This window comes from Ruminococcus flavefaciens, assembly GCF_900116855.1.
GTDB classification, from domain to species: Bacteria; Bacillota; Clostridia; order Oscillospirales; family Ruminococcaceae; genus Ruminococcus; species Ruminococcus flavefaciens_R.
Genome location: NZ_UETD01000018.1, coordinates 1 through 21,777 on the forward strand (window position 1 = coordinate 1; position 21,777 = coordinate 21,777).

The following is a 21,777-nucleotide window of genomic DNA, read 5'->3' on the forward strand; positions in this document are numbered from 1 at the left end:
TTTCCGACGTTTGATTCAGCAGTTCCCGACAGGATTCTATTGTTGCTCTCTGCTCGGAGCGTACTGTTTTCAGCACCTGTTCTGTCTCTGCTTTCGTTGACAGCACCGATAGTGTTTGCAGTATCTCTAACTGCTCCCGTGCCATTTCCTTGTTGAGTGCTATCAGTGCTCTCCAGTTGGAATCGAGCACCACCACTGTCGGCTGGGTGTCCGCCGCTGCCGACAATTCCTTGTCGTACATCTGCTGCAATTCTTCTTGCTTTGAATTCATACTCCATATTCTCCTTTCTATATCGCTCGCCATGAAGCTTGTTGTCACGGCACTTCATTTTGTTGGGAAAGGTATATGTGATATATTTTTTGTTGCCTTCACGTATTATATTATCTTTAAACTTCTCCTTCAATTATAATTTATTGCCTACATGTTGAAAAATGATAATTATTATTTACAAATGATGTGTAAAATAAAAACATAATTTATCGCGTATTGACAATGCTTGTAAATAGCTGTAAAATTAAATTGAAATATGCTTTTTATTAATCAAAGATGGAGGAAATGATATGAGTATTTTTAAAGAATTATTGAGATGTATCGCTCCAAAGTTGTATTACAGTATTATGTCTGATGAAGAACTAAAAGAAAAACGAGAACAAGTTAGAAAAAAATACATTTCAGGGAATGACTCCAGCTCTGGAAAAACGTTACATTTAATTGATGGTATTCAATTAAATCGAATGAATGAAAAACACGAAAAAGAGCATCCAGATGCTAAACCAAGACATAAGGAACATGGGTGGTATTTGCCTGAAGATGATGATTAAGTTTTATATCAAAGTATTATAGCAGCGAGTGTAGTATGTATTACACTCGCCGCTCTGCGTTTTCATTTATCAAATCAACCGCCTCCTATTGTTTATCGACTTAATAGTAAAAGTATTTCAATCTTAACTAGTTTGTTAATACATCTGTTTTTGCGTCTGTACAGCGGATAGTGATCGTCCGATTATGTTTTCTCATTGTGATATTCCTCCATTCCTTGTGAGATTTTTGAGAGGGGGCTCGGGGTTCGCCCCGACCAGCAAGCGTTCGGTGGACTGCCAAATGCGGTGCTGGCATTTCATACTTCCGTTGCCGGTACGGCTCCGTCAGCGGTAGTTTTCTCCTTGTGCCAATGCCGCCACATTCGCTCCACGTTGCGCCACAATCGCTTTTGTGGGTACGGGTGGGATAACTACCCGATTTCTGTATCGGCGGCAAAAATGGGCGGTTTTGTGCGCGTTTTTACTGTCATCCGAGAGCGGTATACCGTCACCCTGAACCACAAATGCCGTCACCCTCAGTTTTACCGTCACCCGCCTCAAACAAAGGTAAATAGACGTTTTCTGAATTTCGGGTGCTGGTATGGTCAGTAATTTCTACCCACAGCAGACTTCCATTCTTACTGTCACCCGACTGGTCATAAACGAGTTCAAGTATTCGTGAGCCGTGACTTCTGCGCATATTGAATTGCACTCCATACACTTTAAGCTCTTCGGTATGCTGAACAAGATTTCTCGTCATCCAGTTGGGAGCGTACTCACGACCGAAGCGTTTGTACATTAGCTTGCAGAGCTCAGTTGCGGAACCTGTGAAACGTTTTTCTTCGACCATGAGATCATGTATTGCGAAAGAGAAAAGGTCTGGCTTATGCTCAGGTACAACATCGACTACATTCCACCTGTGATTTGCAAACTCCAGATTCAATTCAAGGTGTTCAATGTCACGACCTGCGCAGTGCAATTTTGCTTTACCACTTCCACGACGTTCTTCTATCATAACCATGATACCGTCAACGCTACCGATGATACCTGTCGAGCCTGAGACCATATTGAACGGATCGCTGTCGTAGCACTTGCGCGTATGATGTACGACAAGTATTGCAACTTTTAATTTGTCCGCAAGTACTTTCAGCACAGATAGCTCTTTGTAATCCGAACCATAGTTGACATCAGTGTTGCACCTGACCTTCTGCAACGTATCTATGACAATGATTTTTAAATTCGGAAGCTCCTGTTTACTTTTTTCGAGTTCTTCTTCCAGACCGTTGCCAATAGTTTTCGCTTCGATTGCGAAGTTCAAGTTCTCACAGGGTTCGTCTGTAAGCTCGTATATCCTGTTCTGCAAGCGCAGCAGGTTGTCCTCAAGACTGAGATACAACACCTGACCTGTATTCGTATCGTGCTTGAGGAAATGCTCACCGTTAGCGACAGACATACACAAGTCCAGTGCCAACCACGACTTGCCTATCTTCGGCGCGCCTGCAAGGATATACAGACCCGGGTACATCATTTTGTAGATGATGTACTCCTGCTTTTCCAGCGGAGTTGTCATTATGTACTCGCTGTTGTAAATTGTTAATTCGTTTCCTATAAAATCATCTCCTTCTTTTTTATCGGAACACAGCCGACAGCTTTTTTGTAACGAGCAACTGCTCGCGCGAACTATTTGTGTGGGCTGTGTCGGGCGGATATTTGCTCTTTTGATTGAAAAAATGTGGGAGCAGTATCCTTTATGCAAATCGACCTGTTTTTGCATAAGTTTTTGACTGCTCTGAAACGTTTTCCAAAACACAAATTGATTTTTGTGAGAACTGACCTTTTCTCACTAAACTATAAAAACAGCTGCACTGCCCATAGAATAGAGCTTTGCAGACATTTCAACTCAAAACTGTTATGATGACAGTTTTGAATGATTTTCAGTCAAAAATGAGCGTTTCGGAATTAAAATGTGGGAGCAGTATCCTTTGTACAATTTGAACTGTTTTTGGCATATAAATCAGACACATCACGAACGCATCAGGACATAGTACGTCCCAGCATAGCAGACACACTGTTTTGAACAGCAGTATCCGCCGTACTATGCCTGACCGAATCAGAAGCCGCCCGACTGCATATCGGACTCATAGACAACCTAAATGCTCGGCTGCCCCGGCACACTCCCATTGCCTGCGACGGTTTTATCACGCTCGGACTGTGGCTGAGTGTAAGTATCCGTTCCCGACTTTCATCGCTTACTTCACATCTGCGCTATGTGAAACCAGAGATGTTATCGCTCGCTCTTTCGAGGTCATCGCGCATCTCTGGGCTGGTACGGCTCACCGCCCCACCATCGGAAACAACGTAACTCCTGATCCCATATTCAATTTTCAAGTTACTTTTTGGTTTTTACTTGTTCATTTCAGGTCACCCCTTTATATTATCCATGTGTAATATGTTACATATCATATCATATTACACGGTTTTGAGAAGAATGAGCAGATTCATTAACTGAACTCTGCTCGTGCTTTGCATCTGATTGTAATTGCACATCAAATATATGCTATTACTCTTTTTCAATTCTATTATAACACACTATTTTTATTTGTCAAGGCCTTCATTTTTATTTTGAAACAAAAAGAGCAAAGCGTCAATGCTTTGCTCTTGATTTGTATACGTTGTATTGATTTCGGCATCTTGCAGAACAGAACTCGCTGCGTATATCGGTGGCATAGAACAGCTTTCCGCAGTGCTTGCAGGTACGGAGCAGCTTCTTATCGTCTGTCACTGCTTTAGCAAAGGCGAGATCAATCATTGCCTTGAGCGAATCATACTCGCACAGCAGGTTCAGTCCGTTCCTGTTATCTATCTTGTAGGTCAGGCGAGGAGGTATGAACTCCGTCAGCTTTGATTCCTTGCTTATCGTGAAGCTGTACAGATATTTAAAGTATTTCTTTACCCATTCAAGCGGCTCGCAGTATCTATACTTCCGCAGGAACATTGTCGAATATATCGGGCTGCGGTAATACAGTCTCAGCTTGCCTTTCTTATTGGCTTTATCAAACAGGTCGATTATATCAAGAGGGAAGAATGTCTTTGCAAACTCATTCACATCAACGATACCGCTGTCAGTAAAGATATTGTCACGGACTATGACACGCTCGCTTTTACCTATATCCGAACCTGCAATATCAGGCATAATACCGAGCAGACCATACTTATGTACAAAGTCCAGCACCATTTCATTTTGACAGAGGTCGTTCTCAGTCAGATACTTGCCGAGATTAAGTGCGTCGGTCATCATTGTGTTTTCACTTTTTATTGGATCGTACACCGAGCCATACTCGCAGGGAACAATGTATTCCACACTGTCTATGCTCTGTATTTCATATCTTGTATTCTTGTGCCAATGGCTTACTAATAGCTGTTCCATACGGCTCTCCTTGTAATTGCACTTATATAAATTTATATTACTCACTAATCTTATTGTAACACGCTATCCTTCGTTTGTCAAGTCGTTATTTTTATCGATACAAAAAACTACCTCAGATTATTCCAAGGTAGTTGTTGATAGTGTAACATTTTTAATTTCGACAATTGGTGTTATTAGCTATCCAACTTCTTTGATAGCTCAATATCAAGTTCTTTGACCTTTTCTAAGCATTCGTTGTAATTCTTTTTAGCAATACTCATTGATAATTTTCTATCGTTACTATCTCTGTCGGCTTTGTCGTCATATACAACAACAAATTCATCAATTGCATTGGCGAGAGCGGAATAGGCTTCAGCCCAGTCATGCAATTTTATACTTGCTATTGAAAAGTCTGTTTGTTCAAGGAATAATTTTCTAATCTCTATTTTTAAGCTTTTTACTTGGTTTATAAACTCGACTTCACTAATGGTTCCGTTTGCATAAGCGCTATAGTAACTTAAATACTTTTCAGCGTCTATTATCATTTTATATATACAAGTGCGGTATGTTTCTATCAATGAAGTATCATCCGAAGTATTCTCATTAATAAATTTTTTTATAAAAAAGTAACCTTGCAATTCTTCAACCAAAATGTCATCTATAATTGAAGAACGGTCGTTTTCTCTATACCAATATCCTTTATCCTGATCTTTATCAACCCATGTACTCCTGAACGCATATGTCCCATTAATAACATCTTCTTCATCATAACCATAAGATGCAAATATTATATTATTAGTTTTTCCTTTCCATTTCTTTTCACTATTTGGACTAGAAAATACATCATAATAAATAGCTTCTTTATTGATTTCATTAGCTATTTCTGCAATATCCCTTTTTTCACAAGGAAATCTGAGAATTATTTTTATACCTATTCGCTTAATATTGCCGCCCATAGGTTTAACAGAATAAATAATATATTGATCTGTTTCTTTGTATATCTTCTTTGTAATATAAGGTGTATAAGTTTCTACATTGAAGTAAATTGTACCCACAATACTGGAACGAAATGTGCAATGCTGCTTATACTTATCTTCTAGTTTTTTGTTATCAATATACGCAAGTCTGTCAACATATTCTTTAATATCTTCGAGTGACTTCCTTCCTTGTTTTATCAATGAACGTGCAGTAAACGCATCATAAATAATTCGAGTATATCTACTCAATTGTCTATTGTTATCGAAGCCGGAATTTTCATAGAAACTACATGAAGCCATTATTGCACACCCATGACCTACAAACTGGTCTGCAGTTTCATATATATCAATCGGAGAAGAAAGGGAAATACCTGCATTTCCTGAGTGACAACAGTCAAGAATAACTATTTTATTTTTGCAAGGAATACTATCTATGACAGAAATCAATTCTTTAACAGATACCTTTGCGTTGCTGAAAATAATATAGTTTTCATTTTTTTCATTTGATCCGTGTCCTGAAAAATAAAAGATAAATGTGTCAGACTCTTCAATTTCCTTCAATGCTTTACAGAACCACGTTTTAAATTCTTCCAGTTTAACAATTCTTTTTTCACCAATAGAGTAAATATTTTCCTGCTTTACAGATAAGCCTAATTCCATTGCTTCTTTTATTGCTTGAATATCATTGTAACATAGCGGAATGTTATATCGCGGATTATCGTACTCGCTCACCCCTACAACAAATGATTTAATCATAATTTATCTCCTTTTCTTTTGTGCCTTTTTTCAATATTATTATACCTCATTTTGTTTAAATAATCAATATAAATATAAAAAACTCATAGAATCAAATCTAAACTTGGATTCAACTCTATGAGTCATATTAGGATACTATTTGTTTTATCTGTCCATAGTAAGCTCTTTTTTTATCTCTTTGATTCGCTTTTCTATGGCATCAATTTTATCTTTGAGTGGTTTGGCGGCTCCTTCAAGCTCTTTTATTTTTCCGTCACACAAATTATTAAGTTCTTTTTTCTCAATTTTTATAGATTCATTAATAGTAGGCAAACGTGAGTTTAGTTCATCGATTTGTGCTTGTAAAGCCTTCTTTTCCTTTCCCTTAAATAGGCTTAAATTGCTCTTTTGTTGGTTAAGTGCAGATATTTGTTCTTCAAGCTTTTTCTTTTCTTCGACAGCCGGAGTTTCTGTTTTACGTTTCTTTTTCCATGCTTTTATTTCAGAATCATACGGATCTACTTGCACATGAAGTTGCTTAAGCTGAGTCTCTAAAGTAGCAGATTCTGATTCAAGTTGCTTTCTTTTCTCTGCATTTTCATTCCAGTATGCATCATTTTTACTTTTTTGTAACTGACGCTTGCTTTCTTTTATAACTTTATTAGCACTATCAAAAAGATCGTTCATTAAAACATTATATTTATTAGTCGATCCGAAAAGATAAGAATTAATTGTTGATACTGTTTCTGATAGTTCTTGATAAGAACTATCTACAGCTTGAATTATTTCATTAGAAACATATTTTGCAACAACAGCATTTAAATCAAAAGTGAGTACATTACTTATAATCGTTTCATAATCAGTTTCAAAAAAATCCCAACCTGATTCGGTTTCTTGATAGAGATTAAATCTATTATAAAATACTAAAATAGCTAATGACGTAATTTTATCAATTATTTCTATAATTGAATCACAGTCAATTGGTTCAGTTTTTTCGATTATCTGAACGGATGATTGAGCAGCATTTAATGTTGTGTAAAATCTTGACGCTAAATTAATTAATTTGCTTTGCATTGTAGAGCAGAAACTTTTATAGAAGTTTGCTCTCCAGTTCTCTGGATTAATTTTTAAAATACTATCATAGTAGTGTTCGGCACTTTCGTAGTTTCCCTCTTTTAACGCTCTTTCTGCTAAGACGGCTAAGTTATCCATTTCATCGGATTTGTCAACTTTTACTGTACCAGTGACATTTACAGTTCCTTCAATCATCATCTTTCTGGCTTCTTCAACTGTATATTTACATCCACAGGTCTGACATACAAACACTCCATCCTGCTTGAGCATATCTGTGCTACCGCACATTTCACAAGTTAATTGTTTCATGAAACTTTCCCCTTAACAATTATTATTGATGATTCAGCTCTATATTTTTAATTTTGCATACTTAATTATCTATCGCTTAAAAGCTATAACCTTTTTATTTCTTTTTAATAATAACCTTTCCACTTCGGCAATTGCAGCAGACTTATCAGTACTATGATCAATTGATGCCACCTTAATAGACATTTCATTCTCTAAATCAGCAAGTGAAGGATCACTCATAGGATCGCTGAGCCGTATCTTCTTTGCAAGCTCGGTCAATTTCAGCTTGATCTCGCTGTCTGTTTCCGTTTCAGCAAGCATTTCTACTTCAATCTGCAGATCTTTGATAAACTGCCGCTTGACAGCAACCTTGTTTTCGGTAGCAGTTATCATTTCCGTGCCTGCATTGGTGGTTATCATGCAGACCGCCGAAATGCCGAGTATCATCACACATACGAGTATAGCACACCAATTCGGTGCAGACGATACAAACATAAATATCAGAAATGCTACAAATTGTATGGCAAGGTATACCGCACTAATATATGTAACCGATGAGCCGAGCAGCTTACTTTTCAAGTCCTGTTTCTTACCGATAGTTGCATACCACACATAGGCTTGTACAGCAAATGATATCACAGTGAATGCATAACATATCCAGAAAGCAGAAGTTTTTGTTGTCGGTATCACAAATGCGATAACATTATAAATGACAAACAGTATTGCTATCACAATATAGGGAGTTTTATTCTTCATGGCTATCCCTCCCTGTTAAATCCGCATTTCGGACAAAACTTGCCCGATCGGGTAAACTCAAATCCGCATTGAGGACATTTGTTTAGTGGCGTAGTTTCCTGCTTCGTACCACACTTGTCGCAGAATAATGCGCCTGCTTCCAATTCAGCTCCGCAATTATCGCAAAAGCACTTAACTGGTACAACAAGTGGTGTGGGCGGCTGATTGTCTATTCCCGATACCGCACCGTTTATCGCTGTCCCAACAACTCCGCCAACTGCCCCGCCTATGCCTGCCATCGTTCCTAAGCCGATGCCCATGTTGGTAAACTGTCCGACAGCTTCGTTTTGTGCAACTTGCTCCGCTACATCAAAACCGCGCTCCTGCTGATAGGTGTAGCCCTCCTGCTGACGCTTGGTCGCCATAGCCTGCGACTGTATAACCATTCGTTGAGCCGCCGTCTGCTGTTCGATGATACCTACCTGCTGTTTCAGCTTTGCTTCAGTAATATCCGCATACTGCCGGAAATGAAGCTCTTTGAACTTTTCATATTGTTCGCTGCCGTCTGGCTTTACAATTCCCGTCACGAAGAACTTTCGCAGATCAACGCCATATTCAGCAAAATCAGGCTTTAGTTTTTCATGTATGCTCTTTGAAAATTCTTCGAATCGTTCATCTATTTCAAAAATACTGATAGCATTATTTCGCATTGCCTGTGCAAGATAGGTCTTTACCCTTGTCATAAGGAATGCCCTGAAATAATTGACAAGGTGCTGACGGTCAAGCAGTGCTTCTGTTCCGACAAGATTTATCAGCAGATTACGTGAATCCTCCACGGCAAGTGTCATTTCGCCATTCGCACCGATTTCAAGCGGAAAACCGTATGTAGGCTCAACATACTGCACCTTACTGTCTGTTCCCCAGCGGATAGCCATTTGCTCGGTCTTGTTGATGAAATAGATCTCGCAGTGAAACGGTGTCTTGCCATCTGTCGGAATGTTGATAAGCCTTCGAAGTAAAGGGATATTCTCTGTTTCCAGCGTATGCCTGCCCGGACCGAACAGGTCAAGTGCCTGTCCATTCATATAGAGCAGAGCTTCTTGTGACTCATGGACTATAAGCTGTGATGAGGTATTAAAGTCCTCACAGGGGTGTTTCCATACAAAAGTACTATTATCGCCCTCATATTTGATAATATCTGCTATTTTCATTTTATCACCTACCAAATTCTAATAGTGCTTTAGTGACAATTGCAAATCACAATAATCTTATTATTTCAAGAATATTTTGTGAATATTTACTATAATTCTTATTATACTACAATTATATTCTTATGTCAAGTGGAATATCTACTTTAACGTTGTTTACTCGGTTTGTGCAATTATGTATTCTAAATGTTAGAGGTGAGTAATGTGGAACTGGACTATAAACAAGTTGGCTTAAACATAGCAAGACGTAGAAAGGAACTTCATTTAAAGCAAGTCGAAGTATGCGAGATGGCAGATCTTAATGACAAATATCTCTCGTGCATTGAAACCGCTCGTTCCATTCCTAGCCTTGAAGTTTTCTTACGTATCTGCAATGCTCTCAACACTACTCCTGACCATCTTCTCATCGGAGCAATAAAAAGCCCAGATTATTCAGAAATGACATTTGCTCTTCTTGATAAGTTTCAGACGTTATCTCCTGAAAATCAGCGTTTATGCCTTGCCATAATGGATTTGATGCACGACAATTTTAACGATAAGATTTAAAAGAGTTAAGGGTGCATACGCTAATTAACGTATGCACCCTTGTTTTAAAAAACTATATACAGCAAACTGATATGTTTTATCTTTCAACACATCAATTATCTGTTGCTTGAATCTCGCATTATATGCCCTAATATTTAGCGTTAAATTATAAATCTTCCTCAACTTCAATACAATTGTCACCATGATATTCAAATCTAAAAATACGGAAGTTTTGAAAGTTTAAAAAGCATTTCCAAGATAAGTCATCATCTTTCTTTATCCACATAAATACAATATCAAATGTTTCTTTAAATCTTTGCATAAAGCGGTTTTCAAGAATAAATGACATAGATATCCTTTCAGCCCAAAGTTTTTCTAGCATTTTATCATCAGCAATAAAAACGATTTCTTTGCTTTCTCCCGCCATCAAGTTTATGATTCTATTTTTTATATTTTTTTCTCCAGCACATGAATTGTTCCATTTGTTGTTTGAATTTTTACAAATTGCTTCATCAAATGAAAAAGAAAGAAAAGAATTTGTTGTATTCGTTATTCTAAACTTAATTCCGTTAGTGTTTGAAATCGAGTCCCAATTTCCTGCTTCATAAAAAACTTTTAGATCTGAAAACAGTATATCTTGTTTAGAAAAAACAGATATATCATAGTCAGTTACAGTTATGAAAGGGCGTATTTGTAATTGATAGTTGTATTTTTCAATATCGTAAGCACGCTCAGCTATTGCATTAGCTTTCTCTGTTATCTCATTTGCTTTTTGAGCCATAGTAACAGCTTGAGTTGCTATTTCATTTGATTTTTCAGTTATCTCATTCGCCTTTTTTGCCATGTCATTGGAATGATTAGTCTGATATAAAGCATATATAGATAATAACATTGTAGCTCCAAATGATAAAAAGCCAACAATGTATTCAAGCATTCCATCTGCAGTAATCTGCGATACTCTTTTGTCAGCTTCAATGTGAACAATAAATGCTATAGCATAACCAAAGGTAATAAAAGCTAAAACTATTATACAAATTACAGCCATTTTTCTCTTTTCTTTCATAGTAATTCCTCCGCCTAAATTTTTTGGTACATATATTTTATCATAAATTTTTAGATAATTCAATCGAAATATATTTAACAAGCTGATACCTACATATTTGTAAGTATCGGCTTTTGTTCCTATTCGGTTTGATTTAGTTTTCTTTGATAAGGGAATCTTACGTTGCAGGGCGTCCCCTCTCAAAAAACAGTCCACCGGACTGTTTTTTGATTCACCCCTTGCGGAGCGCTTTGTTTTATTTCGTCGCCTTAAAAGCTGAAAGCGACGACCAGAGGCGCTGCCTCTGGACTCTGCCAAAGGAACACAGTCCCTTTGGAATCCCTTACATAGGCTCGGCGTACTTATTGCGCTGTAAGCGATGTACAGATACCATTTTTGATATTATTAAGCGAGTTTACGAGCGACAACGTGGCAAGCGGTCGAGCTGGCTCAGCTCGAAATTCTGATTTATAATTATAATATAAAGAACAAATCCCGAAGCGGTCATATCGCTTCGGGATATAAATCATGCGCTTATTTGTTACTTTTCCACTTGTAGTAGTACCTGCGGCAGGTGTAATATATTTTCGAGAACATATCCTTTCCGAAGAAAAGTATCAGGTTCGCCAGAGACAGAAGAATGAATATCCTCGTCTGAAAGCCACCTGCTATAAATACTCCTGCAAGTCCTGCTGCCGATATCAGTCCCAGCCATTTCACCTTTACGGGAATAAAGAAGAACAGCATTATCTCCACATTCGGGAACAGTATCGCAAAGGCAAGGAAAAGGCTGATATACAGATAATAATTAGTCGCATAGCCCAGTATGAATCCTGCTATGATACAGCCTATGACTCCCGTAAAGTAAAACAGGTTGAACTTGAAGCTTCCCCATTGGTGCTCCAGCGACGTTCCCATCATCCAGTAGAAATACAGCGCAAAGGCAAGGAATATCATGTTGAATTCGGGAGGCACAAGCACAAAGGAAAGCACTCTCCACACCTCGCCCTGCATTATCTTCGCACGGTCAAAGGTTATCATGTTGATGAGAAATACCTTGTTATTCGGATTTGTCATGAGTATAACGTCCGCTATGGCAAATATCGCCATGCCCAGAACGATATACAGCATAAGGTTTGATATTGAAAAGCGGCGGAACTTCCGCTCAAGCTTGTCAAGCAGCTGATTTAGCATCGCATTACCTCGTTTCTTATTTCAGATGAGTTCAGTATATCACGGGAAATACCGTTTGTCAAGGAGCTGTCTCTCATACGGTCTCGCCGCGCCCGATGCGCTCTGCAAGGTCATTGAGATACACCCAGCGCTCCATTTTCTCGTCAAGCTCCTTTGAAAGGGCGTCCTTTTTGTCAGACAGTTCCTGAAGCCTTACATAATCGGAGGTATTGGCGGACATCTCCTTTTCCGTGTCAGCAATAGCCTGCTCCAGAGCGGCGATATCATCGTCTATGGTGTCATACTCCCTCTGCTCCTTAAAGGAAAAGCGGAGCTTTGTCCTGCCCGTGTAGACTCTCTCCTTCTTCTCGCACTTCTTTTTAGGCTTTTCAGTCTCGGCGGAGGTGAGTGCCTTCTCCGCATAGTCGGAGTAGTTTCCGTTGAAGCGATTGCACTGACCGTCCTTGAACTCGAATATCTCGTCTGCCATCTTGTCGAGGAAGTACCTGTCGTGGGACACCGCTATGACGGCTCCGCTGAAGCTCTCAAGATAGTCCTCGAGAATGGTGAGAGTAGTTATGTCAAGGTCGTTGGTAGGCTCGTCGAGGAGGAGTATATTGGGCGCTGTCATAAGGATCTTCAGCAGGTACAGCCTTTTGCGCTCGCCCCCCGAAAGCTTCTCTATCCTGTTCCACTGGAGCTCGGGAGTGAACAGAAAGCGCTCCAGCATCTGTGAAGCCGTGACAGTTCCGTCGGGAGTCTGCACCCTGTCGGCGGTCTCCCTGATATAGTCGATAACGCGGAGGGTGGGGTCCATGGACTCGCACTCCTGCGAGAAATAGCTTATGTTAACGGTGTCGCCGAGAACTATCCTGCCCTTGTCGGGAGAGACCTCTCCCGTCAGCATTTTCAGGAAGGTGCTCTTGCCTGCGCCGTTGCGTCCCACAATGCCTATCCTTGCGTCACGGGAGATAATGTATGAGAAATCGGTGATGAGGGGCTTGCCGTCAACGGTCTTGCTGATGTCCTCTATCTCTATGGTCTTTTTGCCCAGTCGGGAGGACACGGACTGAAGCTTCAGCTTCTCGGCTTCCACTGGTATCTCGCGGTTTTTAAGGGCTTCAAATCGCTCTATCCTGTCGCGGGACTTGGTGCCCCTTGCACGGGCTCCCCTGCTTATCCATTCGAGCTCTCTGCGGTAAAGGCTCCTGTTCTTGCGCTCGGCAGCAGCCTCGTCAGCCTCTCTCTGCGCCTTTTTCGTAAGATAGTCGCTGTAATTGCCGTCGCTGACGTAAAGGCTTCCCTTGTCCACCTCGGCTATCCTGCCGCATATCTTGTTGAGGAAGTATCTGTCGTGGGTGACCATGACAATGGCGCCGCGGTACTTCATGAGCAGTTCCTCAAGGAGCTGTGCGGTCTCGTTGTCAATGTGGTTGGTGGGCTCGTCCAGAAGCAGTACGTCACTGGGCTGCACCAGTGCGGCAGCTATGCCTGCGCGGCGCTTTTCTCCACCCGAAAGAGTGCTTATATCGCGGTCGTAGTCGGTTATTCCCAGCTTCGCCAGCACGGACTTCGCCTCATACTCCTTTGCCTCTTTAAGGTCATCGGGCAGATGTGCAAGCACCTGTGAAAGAATGCTTCCCCTGTCATCAAATTCGGGTATCTGGGGCAGGTAGGATATCCTTATGCCGCCTGTCCTGATGACCTCGCCGCCGTCGGGCTCCTCAGCCCCTGCCAGTATCCTCAGCAGGGTGGACTTGCCCGTGCCGTTTATTCCTATGATGCCCACCTTGTCTCCCTCATTGAGGAAAAAAGACACGTTGTCGAGCACCTTTCTCTCCATGTATGTCTTGGATATATTCTGAGCCGTAAGCAGTATCACTTGCGTTCACTCCCTGATAAAAAATAGCTGTTATAATTATATCACAGATCAGCCGAAAAGGCAAACCTGTCCGCGGACTGCTCTGACGCAGGATAAATACGAGAAGAAAATTGTTGATTTTTTGCCGATTTAGTGGTATAATTGATATATGTGCACAAATTAGTTCAACATAAGCTGTAAATAATCTCCCTGACCGCAAATATCTCACTCTCCGACTCCCTCACAAGCGGCTCAGGCATATACATATTTCCGAAAAGGGGGAATTCCAATGGGTAATATCTCTGTCGTCAGATCGGATATAACTCTGCTTGAAACAGACGCAATAGTAAACGCTGCAAATAATCACCTCTCAGCAGGGGGAGGAGTCTGCGGTGCCATATTCTCGGCAGCTGGCTACTCGGAATTGAAGGCTGCCTGTGATGAGATAGGCTTCTGCAATACGGGCTCCGCTGTGGTAACGCCTGCATTCTCACTGAATGCAAAGTATATCGTTCACGCTGTGGGTCCTATCTGGCGCGGCGGCGATCAGGACGAGGACAAACTGCTGTACAGCGCATATTACAGCTCACTTACCGCTGCTGCCGAAAAGGGCTGCCGCTCTATCGCCTTTCCTCTGGTCTCCGCAGGCATATACGGCTACCCCAGCGAGGAGGCGTGGAGGATAGCTCTCACCGCCTGCCGCGACTTTACGGAAAATACGGACATGGACGTCAGATTTGCCGTGCTCTCCGATGAGCAGTTCAGCATGGGAAATTCCTTGCTCAGCGAGCTTCTCCCCCGTAAGAACAGCGGCACACAGACTGCGGCTGAAATGGACAGGCTCCGCATAGGTAATTCAGAGACCGACGCCATATTCTTTTACAGAGTGGGCGACGCTTACGGCGCTTTCAGCAACTGGGCTCCCACACCGTTTACCGTTGACGGTGTGAGCTTCAGCACCGCCGAGCAGTACATAATGTACCGCAAGTGCCTGACCTTCGGCGATAACGTCACCGCAGAAAAGCTGCTGAGCTACGACTCTCCCAAGGAGCAGAAGGCTCTGGGCAGAGAGGCAGCAGGCTACATCGACAGCGTATGGGCTGGAATAAGACAGACTGTCGCTATAAGAGGTCTTTACGCCAAGTTCTCGCAGGACGCCGAGCTGAAAAGGCTCCTCCTCGGCACAGGTGACGCCGTACTGGTGGAATGCACCTCCAACGACCGTATATGGGCGTGCGGTCTTGACAAGGACGACGATGACAGGCTCTCCGCGGACAGGTGGAAGGGACAGAATATTCTGGGCTTCGCGCTTATGGAGGTCCGCAATATGCTGAGAGCAGAGGGCTGACGCCCGTAAAATAACAGCAAAACAGCCGCAGAGAGCAGATGCTCCCTGCGGCTTTTCTTATGTACGGACTATTTCCTTATCCTCACATAGTAATTCTCCCCGTCCTCGTGATGGATATATCCGCCGTTGTTTTCCATCACCTTCAGCGATGCGGGATTGCTCTTTTTTACGCGAAGGTATATCTCCTCCTCGGCAACTGCGTCCCTTATCTCCTCAAGGAGCAGCTTCAGCCCCTGTGTGCCGTATCCTTTGCCGCGGTATCCGGGAGCGATGTAGTAGCCGATATGTCCCGAGCCCCCGGCAAGAGCTTCCGTGAGAAAATGCCGGAAGTGGAATGTGCCCACGATAGTTTCATCATCACGAAGATAGTACACGGTCTGGGGCACATAGCCCTCGGGAAGCTGCTCTCCCAGCGACTGGGCGATAATGGTGTCAAGAGCGACGCCGAAGTCCTCGCGGCTTATGCCGTGATAGTCGTTGATGAAGCCGTTCTCGTCCTCGGGGATACTGCGCTGGAACAGCCATTCGCTTTCGGCGTCCTCGTAATTTGCTGCTTTAAGATAAAGCATACCGTCACTCCTTTGCGTTATTTACGGGAGCTTCGCGGAAGAAAAGCCCCTCTGCGGAGACCAGCTGCGAAAGAAGCTCCCTCGCTTCGCCGCCGATGTTGTACACCGTCATGTACAGGTCGCCGCCGTAAAATGTGATAAGCGCGTCGCACTCGGGCAGGTATATATTCACAAAGCCCCTGTCCTCGCGGAATACCTTCTCCAGCAGAGCCGCCAGCCGCGCTGCCTGCGGCTGCTCCGCGGTGCCCTCCTCTGTGACCGCCGTCATGTCATAGCAGCAGTACAGCCTGAGAAGGATACGGGTCAGCCTGCGGTCAAGTTCGGACCTGTGGCTGCGGAAATATTCCTCCACGCTGAAATACCGTCCTCCTGCGTCCCGGGAAACGGTCTCTGGCAGTATATCTATCAGATACGCCTCTTTCTCAAAAAGCTCCTCTATCCTTGTGCTTACGTCCATATTATCCTCCTGTCGGCGAAAACTGCGACCAGCCATTTCCATAACAGCAGCGCATGAAAATGTTATTTTTGCCATTTATTAAGACTTCACTTTGTGACATTCATTAAGCAGTTTTCTCTATTCCGAGTTACTTTGATGTCCTTCTTTTTCCCGTCCTTATGAAGTCCATGAGCTGCTCGAGGTCGTCAAAATCGTCGTAGTCTCCCATAATACCGGTGCGGTGGTAGACTATCCCTGCCTGCTCATTGCGCTCAAGGCAGTCCAGAAGAGCTTCCACGCCGTAACGCCGCGCATACTCCGCAAAAGCCCTCGCCTTTATCTTCTCCTTGAAAAGACCCTTGCGGCAGTCTGCGGGACTGCACTCATAGCAGCCTGCTATCTCCTTCTCCAGTACACATTTCCTGTTCTCGCACCACTCTGCGTCCTTGCACCACGAAAGGTCAAGAAAGCCGTCCTGCCTGCAGCCTCTGCACTCCACATTCTCACTGCACAGACAGCAGGCAAGTCCGCAGCGAGCTATTCCCAATTCTCGTTTCATTTATGCTCCTCCGTTCAGTCCGTTATCTCAATGATATTTCCCTCTATGACCGCAATGCAGCTCTCGTAATAGCCGTCTCCCGTGGTCCGCGGACCGCTTTTCACCTCATAGCCTGCTCCGCGGAGCTTTTCTGTCAGCTCGTCCACTTTCTCCCTGCTTCCCATGCTGAAAGCTATGTGAGCGTAGCCCATATGCTCCGAGGACTTGTCCGTATCAGCCACCCCGGGCTTGTTCATGAGCTCCAGTCTCGCTCCGTCATCAAAGCTTATGAAGTATGACCTGAAACCTGTGTTCATGTTGTGGTAACCGTCATTAGAACGTCCGCCGAGATGCTTCACAAAGAAGTCCCTTGCAGCTTCCAAGTCACTGACATACATTGCAATATGTTCAATACGCATACTGTTCTCCCTTATACCATTTCCGCACCCATTTCAAAGGCTTTTTTCATCTCCTGGGGGAACACGGTCTCATGGCGCTTCTGCTTGGACTCAGGGTCGAACATGGTCCACTGCCAGTCGGTCTTGCTGTAATCTTTCAGCTGAAGTGTATCCCCGCTTATCAGTGTCTTTGTCGGTCCCACAAAGCGTTCCAGAGTCTGCTGATAATTCTGCACAAGTCCGCTGTACATAGTATCGGGAGCATTGCTGGTCATGACGAAAAGCACAGGTATCACATTCTGATTGCAGCAGGGGTTCTCCACGTTATAGGTAAGGCTCTGGAAGATAAGGCGCTCATACAGCGCACGGAATGAAGCCGTGGGCTCAGAGAGATAATTGGGCGAGCCTATGATAAGTCCGTCAGCGGTGCGGATAGCGTCAAGCACAGGTGTCAGCCCGTCCTTACAGACGCAGCGTCCCTTGTTTTTCTCGCGCTTGCAGCCGAAACATGAAATACATCCCGTGTACCTTTCAAGTCTGAAAAGGTCAAATCGTATTATCTCAGCACCCTTGGACTCCGCGCCCTTGGCTGCCTCTGTTATCAGTGTGTCGGTGTTCCAGCCCTTTCGCGGACCTGCGTTTACTACAACTATTTTCTTGCTCATGATCATACTCCTTTTCTGTTTTTGCGTATTGCATCGGAAATGCATCTGTTTGCCCGCTCTAAAGACGACAGACTTATATTCTTTTCACTCATTATAACATAAAAGCTATGTGATAACAAGAAGCGCGGAGATAAAGCTGATGTTTTTTCATTTATACCGCGAACCAGCCTGCGGGGGCTCCCCGCTTATAACATAAAAGCTATGTGATAGCAAGGAGCGCGGAGATAAAGCTGATGTTTTTTCATTTATACCGCGAACCAGCCTGCGGGGGCTCCCCGCTTATAGCATATTTGCATTTGCAATGTCAACAATCGCACACAGCAAAGAGTCCGGATACAGTCTTGAATAAACTGTATCCGGACTTGTTTTTATATCCAGATCATTTGCGCCGCCTGTTACTGCGGCTGCGTTATTCTGGACATATTATCCGAGCTCAAATCGTTCGTCATAAATATCTCCCCAGTCTGCACCAAGATATTCCTCGGCAGAATGCTCCATAAAACCCGAAAGGCATGTTAAAAGGTCGTCAAAATCTTCATATTCTTCGGTTTCTCCGTCAAAAAAGCTGAATATCTTACCGCTTTCACGGGAAATAAGAAGTTCTTCTCCGTCCCCCACAACAGCTCCGATCACTATTACATCATTTTCAGCGTCAGAACTTCCCATTTGAGGCCATCTGAACTCTATGTATCCTCCTATAATTCTTGCGTACTCTGTCAGCAAAAGCCAGCTCTTATACTGGTGCGGCAATCTGACATTATTGTCTTGTTCCCATTGCTCGATTTTTTCAATTTCAGCAGGCGGACCGAACTCCGAATCCGTAAACTCCGACAATAACGCGCACATATTTTTGTAATAGTCAAACTGCTCTTTTATAGTATCATCTATTTCATATCTGATCATTTTCATCACCTTTTATCATCCATTTTATGCCCTTAGCAATGCGCTTCTCAGGCTCGTTGAAATGTCCGCCGCCGTTCCATTCAAGGATATGACGGGACACATTTTTATCGCCGCAAACAAGCTCATACTGCCTGCGGGTACAGTCCCCGACAGTTGCCATAATGCGGTCACGCGCCTTTTCCTCACGGTCGCCGAGACTCAGATAAACGGAGCTGTTCTGCGGAGCGATATGGCTCTCCGCATAGCTTATCCAGTCTCCGAACCACAGGGAGCCCGAGCAGCTTATAACTCCGTCAAACGCCTGACTTTCATAGAATGCCCACAGACTGAAAAGTCCTGCGAGGGAGTATCCGCAGAGGATACGCTTTCCCGTAAGACCATACTTTTTTTCGCAGTACGGAACGCAGTCATTCATGAGACGATCCAGCGTTTTGCGTCCGCCGCCCGAAAAGGACATTTTCTTGTTGAGCGTGAACTCCCACGGCGAGAAGTCAGCATTCCAGTCCTCGGTCTCGTAAATGATATAGTTGCACTTTACGTTTTCACACAGTGCAAGGACTTTTTCAATTGTTTCGGAGCTGTCCTTCATCTCGCCCCAATATATCGTGGGCAGGTCAGTGCCGTTTATTATGATATGGCAGATTTTGCCGCTTATGTTCACTTTTTCCATTCTTTCTTCACTCATCATATTCTAATAAGGTCCCGAGCTCAATATATTCTCATAGTACCATATTGCTTTAGATAATGCATCAAAAACATATAATTCTTACTGAGAATTTTATTTCCTTTTTGAGATTTTTACGATTTCAAAATTATTTTTCTTATTTACTCCTTGCGAGCCAACTGATTTACCAATTGCCCATTCTGCAATCGGCGAGCGTAATTCTTGTTTATCATTAATAAATATCCGGATATTCTTATTATATGTGCTTGAATAAATAAAAATATAATCTCCAACTTGCGCAACTTCTTCCGATACAATGTCTTTAATTGTTTTTATGTTTGTCAGCTGTTTTGCTGTATTCTGTCATTTCCCGACCAGCACTCTTCTCATCAGGCACAGATCGAATACATCGAGTATACCATCCTTGCAGAAGTCGGCATTCTGCCAGTTTTCCAGCTTTGCGTCGGGTACGGCAAGCAGCCATTTCCGAAGCAGTACAAGGTCAGCAACATTGAATTCACCGTCCGCATTTACATCGCCTATGACCGTATCATAAGCAAAGAAGTCCGCGCCAAGCTCGTTCTTGTCGGTATTCATTGCTGTCAGCAGAGAAACGCGAGTGCCGTCATAATAGTACAAGTCGTATCCGCCGCTCATAGTGCTGCTGAAAACAATTTTTTCGCCGCTGACAGGGCAGGCGTCCGAACAGTCGTACCTATCCGAATCAAACGGCAGCGACGTTATCTTTTCGCCGTCACAGCACATTATCTGGTCGCAGCGATCGTCCGCAGAGAACCATTTCGTGAAGTACAGCATATCTCCGCAAACGATGGGATAATATGCATTTACGCCGCTTTCACCGAAAATAGTCCCGGAGGTTTTCGTGCTCAGGTCAAGCCTGCATATAGAGCCAATACCGTCAGTGTAGCGCGCGTAGTAAATATTCCTTCCGTCCTCGGAAAAGCATGGCATCGCCTCCTCGGCGGAGTCATCGGTCAGCATCGTGACCGCTCTTGTCTTAACGTCAAGGAGCGCAAGGTCATACACAAAATCGTCTGCACTGCTGTCCCAGCGGCCGCGCTTGAAAACAATGCTTTTTCCGTCAGGCGAGAACTTCGGGTCCTCATTGCGGAATCCGCTGTTCTGCGTGAGATCTATGATTTCTCCGTGGTCGGAGAGATAAATATCCCACTCGTCAGCCGTCTTGTCTATCGCCATAAAAGTGAACTGCTCGGGCGACCTTCCGAAGCTGCCGTTCATAGCGTGGATAAAACCGCCGCTGACAGTCCTGACCGTACCGTCAGGAGTACGCAGATACAGCTCACTGTCAAGGTCGGCATAGCTTTTGTAGCTGTGCCACAGGAGCCAGCCCTTAGGAAGCTCCGCATCCGCCCAGCCATTATCGGGATAGGATTCGTGCTGAGGAGTGTCTCCGCTCTCGTGGAATGGCGTTATCCTGACGTAGTCCACAACGAGATCAGTCTGCTCGAAATCAGGCGAGCCTGCCCAGCCTTTCGGGAACCACAGTCCCAGCCAGAAACGACTTTCGTTTGTAGGGATAAACTCTGTCGCCGTATGTATCAACTCGCCGTCAAAGTAATACTCCACGCGCGGAGTCTCGTTTTCATCGCCTGTGTGCCAGTCAAAGCGGTATGTGTGGAACTTCCCGTCCGCCTGATCACCGCATTCAACAGACTTAGTCTTGTAGTCCTCCTCGGTCAGCCAAGTGGTGCAGAGAACGTGGCTGAGCGAAAAATCGTCATTTTTGTCACGTCCCGGGAACTCAATATCTATCTCGTGATTTACTATCTTCAGCTCGCCGTCTGAGTAATCTTCTTCGTATTCAAACGTCCACATAGCAGAGCAGCAGCCCAGCTCAGGAGCGATTTTTGCGCGCACCTCATAGCTGCCGGAACCGAAGTATTCCTTCGTCGCTATCGCTCCGCCGCAGCGTTTTCCGTCAGCACGTCGGCTTTTGTCGCGGTTGATACCGCGGAGCTCGCCTGTGTAGCCGTTACCCAGTCCCGTGAGAATGAGATCACCGTCACAGACAGCAACATTATCCGCGATAACTCCCCCGTTGTAGTCCTCGGAAGCACCGTTCACCATGACGGTCCCGCCCCAGTTTTTCTCGGCGACGAGCCATTTGTCCATGTCAAGGTCCGCGCCGCTGAAATCATCATAGAAAACATCGTCGGGAACGGCTCCCGTATCAGATGTCACGGGCATACAGAGTGCAGCAGCGATCGCTGCTGCAAGAGATGTGATCCGTTTCATTATACCGCCGACCATAGTCTGACCTCCTTGCTTCCGGTTATCAAAGTCATCATGCGTCAGGCATTTATCCCCTTGTCAATTATATTATATCATTTTATCTTCAATAAAGCAATGGTTAAGTGCAGAAATAATTTCTGATCCGGTGTTGTAAATG

Annotated in this window: 21 protein-coding genes; 3 read left to right on the forward strand and 18 right to left on the reverse strand. The window is 43.7% G+C overall.

The window, feature by feature from the left end; genetic code table 11:
* Positions 1 to 271: hypothetical protein (locus tag DSZ37_RS16215; protein ID WP_181380348.1), on the reverse strand; the 271-nt coding region annotated here is incomplete at its 3' end.
* Positions 272 to 561: 290 nt separating this feature from the next.
* Between DSZ37_RS16215 and DSZ37_RS16220 the strand changes: the two genes are divergently transcribed.
* Positions 562 to 822, forward strand: coding sequence for a hypothetical protein (locus DSZ37_RS16220; protein WP_109727900.1), 261 nt, complete (start codon positions 562 to 564; stop codon positions 820 to 822).
* Between the two features lie 487 nt (positions 823 to 1,309).
* On the opposite strand, the gene DSZ37_RS16225 is transcribed toward DSZ37_RS16220, so the two are convergent.
* From DSZ37_RS16225 to DSZ37_RS16250, 6 genes are all read right to left on the reverse strand, one after another.
* Positions 1,310 to 2,575, reverse strand: a complete 1,266-nt coding sequence (locus DSZ37_RS16225; RefSeq protein WP_109727901.1) for an AAA family ATPase — start codon at positions 2,573 to 2,575, stop codon at positions 1,310 to 1,312.
* 870 nt (positions 2,576 to 3,445) lie between these two features.
* Positions 3,446 to 4,228 carry a hypothetical protein gene (locus DSZ37_RS16230; protein ID WP_109727902.1) on the reverse strand — a complete coding sequence of 261 codons (783 nt, stop codon included), beginning with the start codon at positions 4,226 to 4,228 and terminating at the stop codon, positions 3,446 to 3,448.
* 173 nt (positions 4,229 to 4,401) lie between these two features.
* A complete protein-coding gene (locus DSZ37_RS16235) occupies positions 4,402 to 5,940 on the reverse strand; it encodes a caspase family protein (protein ID WP_109727903.1) in 1,539 nt (512 codons plus the stop codon).
* Positions 5,941 to 6,084: 144 nt separating this feature from the next.
* Complete coding sequence (locus DSZ37_RS16240) at positions 6,085 to 7,302, reverse strand: hypothetical protein (RefSeq protein ID WP_109727904.1); 1,218 nt, start codon at positions 7,300 to 7,302, stop codon at positions 6,085 to 6,087.
* Positions 7,303 to 7,371: 69 nt separating this feature from the next.
* On the reverse strand, positions 7,372 to 8,037 hold the full coding sequence (locus DSZ37_RS16245) for a hypothetical protein (protein WP_109727905.1): 666 nt from the start codon (positions 8,035 to 8,037) through the stop codon (positions 7,372 to 7,374).
* Positions 8,038 to 8,039: 2 nt separating this feature from the next.
* Complete coding sequence (locus DSZ37_RS16250; RefSeq protein ID WP_109727906.1) at positions 8,040 to 9,227, reverse strand: SPFH domain-containing protein; 1,188 nt, start codon at positions 9,225 to 9,227, stop codon at positions 8,040 to 8,042.
* Between the two features lie 201 nt (positions 9,228 to 9,428).
* Between DSZ37_RS16250 and DSZ37_RS16255 the strand changes: the two genes are divergently transcribed.
* Positions 9,429 to 9,770: a helix-turn-helix domain-containing protein gene (locus DSZ37_RS16255; protein WP_109727907.1), complete on the forward strand. Its 342-nt coding sequence runs from the start codon at positions 9,429 to 9,431 to the stop codon at positions 9,768 to 9,770.
* Between the two features lie 145 nt (positions 9,771 to 9,915).
* Here DSZ37_RS16255 and DSZ37_RS16260 read toward each other — a convergent pair whose 3' ends face one another.
* The 3 genes from DSZ37_RS16260 to DSZ37_RS16270 form a co-directional block, all read right to left on the reverse strand.
* The gene (locus DSZ37_RS16260; RefSeq protein WP_146198210.1) at positions 9,916 to 11,109 is read right to left on the reverse strand and encodes a hypothetical protein; all 1,194 of its coding nucleotides are present in this window, start codon (positions 11,107 to 11,109) and stop codon (positions 9,916 to 9,918) included.
* A 216-nt stretch (positions 11,110 to 11,325) separates the two neighbouring features.
* Positions 11,326 to 11,985: a hypothetical protein gene (locus tag DSZ37_RS16265; protein WP_109727909.1), complete on the reverse strand. Its 660-nt coding sequence runs from the start codon at positions 11,983 to 11,985 to the stop codon at positions 11,326 to 11,328.
* A gap of 73 nt (positions 11,986 to 12,058) precedes the next feature.
* Positions 12,059 to 13,846, reverse strand: coding sequence for an ABC-F family ATP-binding cassette domain-containing protein (locus DSZ37_RS16270; RefSeq protein ID WP_109727910.1), 1,788 nt, complete (start codon positions 13,844 to 13,846; stop codon positions 12,059 to 12,061).
* 268 nt (positions 13,847 to 14,114) lie between these two features.
* Between DSZ37_RS16270 and DSZ37_RS18045 the strand changes: the two genes are divergently transcribed.
* Positions 14,115 to 15,173 (forward strand): NADAR domain-containing protein, encoded by a 1,059-nt coding sequence (locus DSZ37_RS18045; RefSeq protein ID WP_242978652.1) that lies wholly within the window; start codon positions 14,115 to 14,117, stop codon positions 15,171 to 15,173.
* A 68-nt stretch (positions 15,174 to 15,241) separates the two neighbouring features.
* Here the strand turns inward: DSZ37_RS18045 and DSZ37_RS16285 are convergent, their stop codons facing one another.
* The 8 genes from DSZ37_RS16285 to DSZ37_RS16320 all read right to left on the reverse strand — a co-directional run bounded on the left by DSZ37_RS16285 (position 15,242) and on the right by DSZ37_RS16320 (position 21,638).
* Positions 15,242 to 15,742: a GNAT family N-acetyltransferase gene (locus DSZ37_RS16285; RefSeq protein ID WP_109727911.1), complete on the reverse strand. Its 501-nt coding sequence runs from the start codon at positions 15,740 to 15,742 to the stop codon at positions 15,242 to 15,244.
* A gap of 4 nt (positions 15,743 to 15,746) precedes the next feature.
* The gene (locus tag DSZ37_RS16290) at positions 15,747 to 16,199 is read right to left on the reverse strand and encodes a hypothetical protein (RefSeq protein WP_109727912.1); all 453 of its coding nucleotides are present in this window, start codon (positions 16,197 to 16,199) and stop codon (positions 15,747 to 15,749) included.
* A gap of 127 nt (positions 16,200 to 16,326) precedes the next feature.
* Positions 16,327 to 16,737 (reverse strand): DUF3795 domain-containing protein, encoded by a 411-nt coding sequence (locus tag DSZ37_RS16295; RefSeq protein WP_109727913.1) that lies wholly within the window; start codon positions 16,735 to 16,737, stop codon positions 16,327 to 16,329.
* 14 nt (positions 16,738 to 16,751) lie between these two features.
* Positions 16,752 to 17,135, reverse strand: coding sequence for a VOC family protein (locus tag DSZ37_RS16300; RefSeq protein ID WP_109727914.1), 384 nt, complete (start codon positions 17,133 to 17,135; stop codon positions 16,752 to 16,754).
* Positions 17,136 to 17,146: 11 nt separating this feature from the next.
* Entirely contained in the window at positions 17,147 to 17,779 is a 633-nt protein-coding gene (locus DSZ37_RS16305; protein ID WP_109727915.1) for a flavodoxin family protein, read from the reverse strand.
* Between the two features lie 423 nt (positions 17,780 to 18,202).
* Positions 18,203 to 18,682, reverse strand: coding sequence for a hypothetical protein (locus DSZ37_RS16310; protein ID WP_109727916.1), 480 nt, complete (start codon positions 18,680 to 18,682; stop codon positions 18,203 to 18,205).
* Positions 18,669 to 19,352, reverse strand: coding sequence for an alpha/beta hydrolase (locus tag DSZ37_RS16315; RefSeq protein WP_109727917.1), 684 nt, complete (start codon positions 19,350 to 19,352; stop codon positions 18,669 to 18,671). Before DSZ37_RS16315 ends, DSZ37_RS16310 begins: the two co-directional genes overlap by 14 nt.
* A 357-nt stretch (positions 19,353 to 19,709) precedes the next feature.
* On the reverse strand, positions 19,710 to 21,638 hold the full coding sequence (locus DSZ37_RS16320; protein WP_109727918.1) for a family 16 glycosylhydrolase: 1,929 nt from the start codon (positions 21,636 to 21,638) through the stop codon (positions 19,710 to 19,712).
* Between the last annotated feature and the right edge of the window lie 139 nt (positions 21,639 to 21,777).

Bases quoted from the DNA above. Each gene is read 5' to 3' on its own strand.
- DSZ37_RS16225 (WP_109727901.1), bottom strand. From the start codon at position 2,575: ATGCAAAAACAGGTCGATTTGCATAAAGGATACTGCTCCCACATTTTT.
- DSZ37_RS16220 (WP_109727900.1), top strand. From the start codon at position 562: ATGAGTATTTTTAAAGAATTATTGAGATGTATCGCTCCAAAGTTGTAT.
- DSZ37_RS16230 (WP_109727902.1), bottom strand. From the start codon at position 4,228: ATGGAACAGCTATTAGTAAGCCATTGGCACAAGAATACAAGATATGAA.
- DSZ37_RS18045 (WP_242978652.1), top strand. From the start codon at position 14,115: ATGGGTAATATCTCTGTCGTCAGATCGGATATAACTCTGCTTGAAACA.
- DSZ37_RS16285 (WP_109727911.1), bottom strand. From the start codon at position 15,742: ATGCTTTATCTTAAAGCAGCAAATTACGAGGACGCCGAAAGCGAATGG.
- DSZ37_RS16265 (WP_109727909.1), bottom strand. From the start codon at position 11,985: ATGCTAAATCAGCTGCTTGACAAGCTTGAGCGGAAGTTCCGCCGCTTT.
- DSZ37_RS16315 (WP_109727917.1), bottom strand. From the start codon at position 19,352: ATGGAAAAAGTGAACATAAGCGGCAAAATCTGCCATATCATAATAAAC.
- DSZ37_RS16245 (WP_109727905.1), bottom strand. From the start codon at position 8,037: ATGAAGAATAAAACTCCCTATATTGTGATAGCAATACTGTTTGTCATT.
- DSZ37_RS16300 (WP_109727914.1), bottom strand. From the start codon at position 17,135: ATGCGTATTGAACATATTGCAATGTATGTCAGTGACTTGGAAGCTGCA.
- DSZ37_RS16250 (WP_109727906.1), bottom strand. From the start codon at position 9,227: ATGAAAATAGCAGATATTATCAAATATGAGGGCGATAATAGTACTTTT.
- DSZ37_RS16235 (WP_109727903.1), bottom strand. From the start codon at position 5,940: ATGATTAAATCATTTGTTGTAGGGGTGAGCGAGTACGATAATCCGCGA.
- DSZ37_RS16305 (WP_109727915.1), bottom strand. From the start codon at position 17,779: ATGAGCAAGAAAATAGTTGTAGTAAACGCAGGTCCGCGAAAGGGCTGG.
- DSZ37_RS16240 (WP_109727904.1), bottom strand. From the start codon at position 7,302: ATGAAACAATTAACTTGTGAAATGTGCGGTAGCACAGATATGCTCAAG.
- DSZ37_RS16290 (WP_109727912.1), bottom strand. From the start codon at position 16,199: ATGGACGTAAGCACAAGGATAGAGGAGCTTTTTGAGAAAGAGGCGTAT.
- DSZ37_RS16310 (WP_109727916.1), bottom strand. From the start codon at position 18,682: ATGATCAGATATGAAATAGATGATACTATAAAAGAGCAGTTTGACTAT.
- DSZ37_RS16320 (WP_109727918.1), bottom strand. From the start codon at position 21,638: ATGGTCGGCGGTATAATGAAACGGATCACATCTCTTGCAGCAGCGATC.
- DSZ37_RS16295 (WP_109727913.1), bottom strand. From the start codon at position 16,737: ATGAAACGAGAATTGGGAATAGCTCGCTGCGGACTTGCCTGCTGTCTG.